Genomic DNA, 5,390 nt, shown 5'->3' on the forward strand with positions numbered 1-5,390 from the left:
AGCGGCCCGAGGCGGCGCGGGCCCGGTCCAGATGGACCCGCGCGGCGTCGGGCCGCTGGAGCTTGACGTAGTCGGCGGCCAGGTTGAGATGGAGCGAGGGGTACAGCGCCCGGAGGGCGACCGCGGAGCCGTGCTCGGCGAGCCGCTCCTCGGCGAGGCCCTCCGCCGCGCTCAGGGCCCGCAGGTCCCAGGCCAGCTCGGTGTCGGGGTCGTCCTGGGCGTCCGCCATGTAGTGCGCGAGGGTGCACCGGTGCAGGGGGTCCCCGTCCGGGCCGATCTGCTGCCAGAGCAGCCCGAACCGGTTGCGCGCCTCCTCGCGGTCGCCACCGTGGAGCAGCATCATCGCCTGCCCGATCCTGGTCATGACCCCGTCGTCCGACACCTGCTGCTGCTCGGTCACCGCGACCTCCACCCGCTCACCCACTGGGAGAGCCGACGCTAGCCGCACCGGGGCCGGATCGGGCCGAGGCTCAGCCGAGGTCCGGGATGCGCCAGTCGATCGGCTCGTGTCCCTGGGCCGCCACGGCCGCGTCGATCTGGGTGAAGGGCTTCGATCCGAAGAACTTCTTCGCCGAGAGCGGCGAGGGGTGGGCGCCCTTGACCACCACGTGCCTCTCCTCGTCGATGAGGGGCAGCTTCTTCTGGGCGTAGTTGCCCCAGAGGACGAAGACGGCCGGGTCGGGACGGGAGGCGACGGCGGTGATCACCGCGTCGGTGAACTTCTCCCAGCCCTTGCCCTTGTGCGAGTTCGCCTCGCCGGAGCGGACGGTCAGCACGGCGTTCAGCAGGAGGACGCCCTGCTCGGCCCACGGCATCAGATAGCCGTTGTCCGGAACGGGGTGGCCGAGCTCGGCCTGCATCTCCTTGTAGATGTTCCGCAGGGAGGGCGGGGTCTTCACCCCGGGCCGGACCGAGAAGCAGAGACCGTGCCCCTGCCCCTCGCCGTGGTACGGGTCCTGACCGAGGATCAGGACCTTCACCTTGTCGTACGGGGTGGCGTCGAGGGCGGCGAACACCTCGTCCTTCGGCGGGAAGACCGGTCCCTTGGCGCGCTCCTCCTCGACGAACTCGGTGAGCTGGGCGAAGTACGGCTTCCGCAGCTCCTCGCCGAGAACACCCCGCCAGGACTCGGGCAGCATGCTGGTGTCGGTCACGGTCAACAACCTCCGGTGGACGTTCCTGTTACTCGTCCCCGAACCTACCGGGGGCCACTGACAGTGGCCCCCACAGGCTCCCGCCCTCCGGGCCGCCCCGGGTCCTACCAGCTGGCCCGGCGGCTCAGCTCCCAGAGCTGCATGACGGTCTGCGGGTCGAGCGCGCCCTCGCCGCCGCCGATGTCGTCACGGGCCGCGATGTACAGCTTGCCCTGCCACAGGGGCAGCAGCCGGACGTCCTGGACCATGATCTCCTGGGCCTCCACGAACTCGTCCGTGACGGTCCCGCGGTCGCTCTCGCGGCGGGACTTCGGGAGCAGTTCGCCGGTGATCCTGGGGCTCACGTACGGGGTACCGAGGACGTTCTCCTTGCCGACGAACGGCGCCACGAAGTTGTCCGGGTCCGGGAAGTCGGGGAACCAGCCGCGGCCGAAGACCGGGTACTCGCCCTTCTGGTAGCCCTCCTGGAAGTCCTTCCAGGGCTTGCCCTCGACGGCGACCTTGAAGAGGCCGGTCTCCTCCAGCTGGCGCTTGAGTTCCTTGAACTCGGCGGCCGTCGAGGAGCCGTAGCGGTCCGTCGTGTACCAGAACTTCAGCTCGACGGGCTCGGTGATGCCGGCCTCGCGGAGGATCTTCTTGGCCTTCTTGGCGTCCGGGTCGCCGAAGCGGTCGAAGAACTTGGTGGTGTGGGCGGCGATTCCCTTGGGCACCATGGAGTACAGGGGCTCGGCGGTGCCCTGGTAGACCTTGCTGACCAGTTCGTCGCGGTCGACGACCTGGGCGATGGCCTTGCGGACCGCGGGCTTGGCGACCGTGGGGTCCTGGGTGTTGAAGACCAGGTAGCGGATGTCGGCGCCGGTCGACTCGACGATCTGGAGGCCCTGGTTCTCCGGCTTGTCGTCCTGGAGTTCGACGACCTCCTGGGCGGTGAGGCCCCGGTAGGTGGCGTCGATCTCCTTCTTCTTGAGCGCGGCGACCATCGCCTCGGACTCGTCGAAGTAGCGGATCGTCACGCCGCCGTTCTTACGGTCGGCGAAGCCCTTGTACGTGGGGTTCTTGGTCAGCTCCGCGGACTCGCGCTCGGTGTACGAGTCGAGGACGTACGGCCCCGAGCCGGTGAGCTTGCCGTCCTTGCGCAGCTGGTCGGCCGGGTACTCGGCCGGGTCCACGAGGGACATCGCCGGCGTGGCGAGGACCATCGGGAAGGTGGCGTCCGACTTGTTGAGGCGGAAGACGACGGTCCGGTCGCCCACGGTCTCGATCTTGTCGAGCGAGCCGAGCATGCCGTTCGGGCCGCCCTTGTGGTTGATCGTGCGGATGCGCTCGATCGAGTACTGCACAGCCTTGGCGTCCAGCTTGTGCCCGTTGGAGAACGTGAGGCCCTCCAGGAGCTTGCACTCGAAGACCCGGCTGGAGGTGTCCGAGAACTTGCAGTCCGCGGCGTCGGAATCAGGGGTCGTGCTGCCCGTCGGGAAACTCACCAGGGTCTGGAAGACATTCCGGAAGAGCTCCCAGGAATTGTCCCAGGCGGCAGCTGGGTCAAGCGTGGTGGGAGAGCTCGTCGTACCGACGACGATTCTCTGATCCCCGGCCGAATCACTGTCCGAGAAGACACTGCATCCGGTTACCAGGGATATGGACACAAGGGCTGCAGCGGCCTGCAGACTGGTCCGGTTGAACACGTGCACGCTCCTCGTTCAGCCACGGGTCGGCCGACGATACCGCAGCACCCCGCCAGGTCAATGTTCGAGCCTGACGGGGCACTTAAGGCATTCGATGTATAACCGGGGTCAATCCGGACACGAAATCCGGAAAGTGTCCGATTATCGGTCACCCGACTCCGGCGTTCAGGAAGATCCCGCCGTCGACCACGAGGGTCTGGCCAGTGATCCACTCCGACTGCGACGAGGTGAGGAAGGCGGCCGCGCCGCCGATGTCCTCGGGCTCGCCGAGCCTGCCGAGCGGGTAGGCGGCGGCGGCCTCCGCCTCCCGGCCCTCGTACAGCGCCTGCGCGAATTTCGTCTTCACGACCGCCGGGGCAATCGCGTTGACCCGCACGAGCGGGGCGAATTCATGGGCCAGCTGAATGGCCAGATTGATCATCGCGGCCTTGCTGATTCCGTACGCGCCGATGAAAGGCGAGGCGGAGACACCGGCGACCGAGGCGATGTTCACGATCGCCCCGCCGTGCTCCTTCTGCCAGGCGTGCCAGGTCCGCTGGGCGAAGCCGAGCGCGGAGACCACGTTGGTCTCGAAGACCTTGCGGGCCACCCCGAGGTCCAGATCGGCGATGGGGCCGAAAACGGGGTTCGTACCGGCGTTGTTGATCAGGAAGTCCACCCGGCCGAAGCCGTCCATCGCCGCCTCCACGGCGGCGGCCTGGTGGGCCTCGTCGTGGGCCTTGCCGGGGACGCCGATCGCCCGGTCGGCGCCGAGGCGCTCGACGGCCTCCTTGAGGGCCTCCTCGCCGCGTCCCGTGATGACGACCCGGTCGCCGCGGGCGACGAGCGCCTCGGCGATGCCGTAGCCGATGCCCCGGCTGGCGCCGGTGACGAGGGCGACCTTGCCGGACAGTTCCGGCCGTGCCTGTGCGGTCATGTCTGCCGTGCTCCTCTCGATGCCGGTCGTCAGTTGAGCGGGCCGCCGGCCACGTACATGACCTGGCCGGAGACGAAGCCGGCGTCGTCGCCTGCGAAGAAGGCGATCGCGTTGGCGACGTCCTCGGGGCGGCCGACCCGCTGCACCGGGATCATGGACGCGGCGGCGGCCTGGAAGTCCTCGAAGCCCATGCCGACGCGCTCGGCGGTCTGCGCGGTCATCTCGGTGACGATGAAGCCCGGGGCGACGGCGTTCGCGGTGATGCCGAACTTGCCGAGCTCCTTGGCCAGGGTCTTGGTGAGGCCCTGGAGACCCGCCTTCACGGCCGAGTAGTTGGCCTGGCCACGGTTGCCCAGGGCCGAGGAGGAGGAGAGCGAGACGATCCGGCCGAAGCCCGCGTCGACCATGTGCTTCTGGCAGGCCTTCGCCATCAGGAAGGCGCCCTTGAGGTGCACGTTCATGACGAGGTCCCAGTCGGACTCCGACATCTTGAAGAGCAGGTTGTCGCGGAGCACACCCGCGTTGTTGACGAGGATCGTCGGCGCGCCGAGCTCGGCGGCGACGCGCGCGACGGCGGCCTCCACCTGGGCGCTGTCGGAGACGTCGCAGCCGACCGCCAGGGCGGTGCCGCCCGCGGCGGTGATCTTCTCGACGGTGTCCTTGCAGGCCGCCTCGTCGAGGTCGAGTACGGCGACGGCGCGGCCCTCGGCCGCGAGGCGGAGCGCCGTGGCGGCCCCGATACCCCGTGCGGCACCCGTGACGACGGCTACGCGCTGCTCGGTGGTGGACATGCTTGGTTCTCCTCGCCCTTGGATCGTCCCTGGTCGCGGTCGAACCGGTCACCCGCTCCTGCGTCCCGCACATGAGCGACCGCTTAGTATCGTCCGCAGAACGAGACGCTAGAAGCCCTGGCACCCGGTGTCAACGGCCCACCGGGTGCACCCGGTCACTCCCCGTCGCCGGGCGCGGACACGGGCGGCCCGCCCGGCCGCACGGCCGGGCGGGCCCAGCCGGGCGGGGCGGGGCGATCCGCCGGGCGGACGGGGGCGTTCAGCGCACGAGGAGGTCGAGCAGCCGCTCCACCTCGGCCTCCGGGTCGGTGGTGAGACCGGTGTGGACCGGCCCCGGCTGGACGACCGTGGAGCGCGGCGCGATCAGCCAGCGGAAGCGCCGTCCGGCGTCGTCGCCCGCGGCCTGGCCGGCGGCGTCGCCCCCCAGACAGACCCCCTCGACCGCGCGCAGGGCGGCCCGCACCCCGGTCACGTCGGCCGCCGGGTCCAGCACCGACAGCTTCGCCTCGTCCAGATGCGTACGGGCGGCCACGTAGGAACGGGCGCGGCAGTAGACGACCACGCCCGCGTTGAAGCACTCACCGCGCTCGACCCGCGGCACCACGCGCAGCAGCGCGTACTCGAAGACATCGCGATCGGTCACGGGGTGCTGTCCTTCTCGGTGGAGTGCGTCCGGGGCGCGAGGCGCTCGGCGAGCCAGCCGGGCGGCTGCTGCGGCCGGCTCTCGGTCCGCGGGCCGAGCGTGATCCGCTCGTGGATGGTGGCGGCGCGCGGCAGCAGCGCCGCGACGTAGGCGGCGCGCACCTCGTCGGTGCTGTCGAAGCCGGGCTCGTCGACGAGCCACTCG

The 5,390-nt window shown here is 70.0% G+C and carries 6 protein-coding genes and 1 pseudogene; all 7 read right to left on the bottom strand.

Annotated elements, in window-relative coordinates; translation table 11 throughout:
• On the bottom strand, positions 1 to 400 hold a 400-nt coding region (locus tag AOK00_RS29060), incomplete at its 3' end, for a tetratricopeptide repeat protein (protein WP_055603217.1).
• Positions 401 to 470: 70 nt separating this feature from the next.
• Positions 471 to 1,154, bottom strand: a complete 684-nt coding sequence (ung, locus tag AOK00_RS29065; protein ID WP_055603214.1) for a uracil-DNA glycosylase — start codon at positions 1,152 to 1,154, stop codon at positions 471 to 473.
• A gap of 104 nt (positions 1,155 to 1,258) precedes the next feature.
• Positions 1,259 to 2,836 carry an ABC transporter substrate-binding protein gene (locus AOK00_RS29070; protein WP_055603215.1) on the bottom strand — a complete coding sequence of 526 codons (1,578 nt, stop codon included), beginning with the start codon at positions 2,834 to 2,836 and terminating at the stop codon, positions 1,259 to 1,261.
• A gap of 148 nt (positions 2,837 to 2,984) precedes the next feature.
• On the bottom strand, positions 2,985 to 3,752 hold the full coding sequence (locus AOK00_RS29075; RefSeq protein ID WP_055603216.1) for an SDR family oxidoreductase: 768 nt from the start codon (positions 3,750 to 3,752) through the stop codon (positions 2,985 to 2,987).
• A 29-nt stretch (positions 3,753 to 3,781) separates the two neighbouring features.
• Positions 3,782 to 4,543, bottom strand: coding sequence for a 3-oxoacyl-ACP reductase FabG (fabG, locus tag AOK00_RS29080; protein ID WP_030316526.1), 762 nt, complete (start codon positions 4,541 to 4,543; stop codon positions 3,782 to 3,784).
• 259 nt (positions 4,544 to 4,802) lie between these two features.
• Positions 4,803 to 5,186 carry a DUF3037 domain-containing protein gene (locus tag AOK00_RS29085; RefSeq protein ID WP_030316525.1) on the bottom strand — a complete coding sequence of 128 codons (384 nt, stop codon included), beginning with the start codon at positions 5,184 to 5,186 and terminating at the stop codon, positions 4,803 to 4,805.
• Positions 5,183 to 5,390 (bottom strand): annotated as a pseudogene (locus AOK00_RS29090) (HipA family kinase); the annotation flags it as partial. The gene AOK00_RS29085 and the pseudogene AOK00_RS29090, both read right to left, overlap by 4 nt.

The sequence above is a fragment of the Streptomyces aureus genome (assembly GCF_001418135.1).
GTDB classification, from domain to species: domain Bacteria; phylum Actinomycetota; class Actinomycetes; order Streptomycetales; family Streptomycetaceae; genus Streptomyces; species Streptomyces aureus_A.

Bases quoted from the DNA above. Each gene is read 5' to 3' on its own strand.
- AOK00_RS29075 (WP_055603216.1), bottom strand. From the start codon at position 3,752: ATGACCGCACAGGCACGGCCGGAACTGTCCGGCAAGGTCGCCCTCGTC.
- fabG (WP_030316526.1), bottom strand. From the start codon at position 4,543: ATGTCCACCACCGAGCAGCGCGTAGCCGTCGTCACGGGTGCCGCACGG.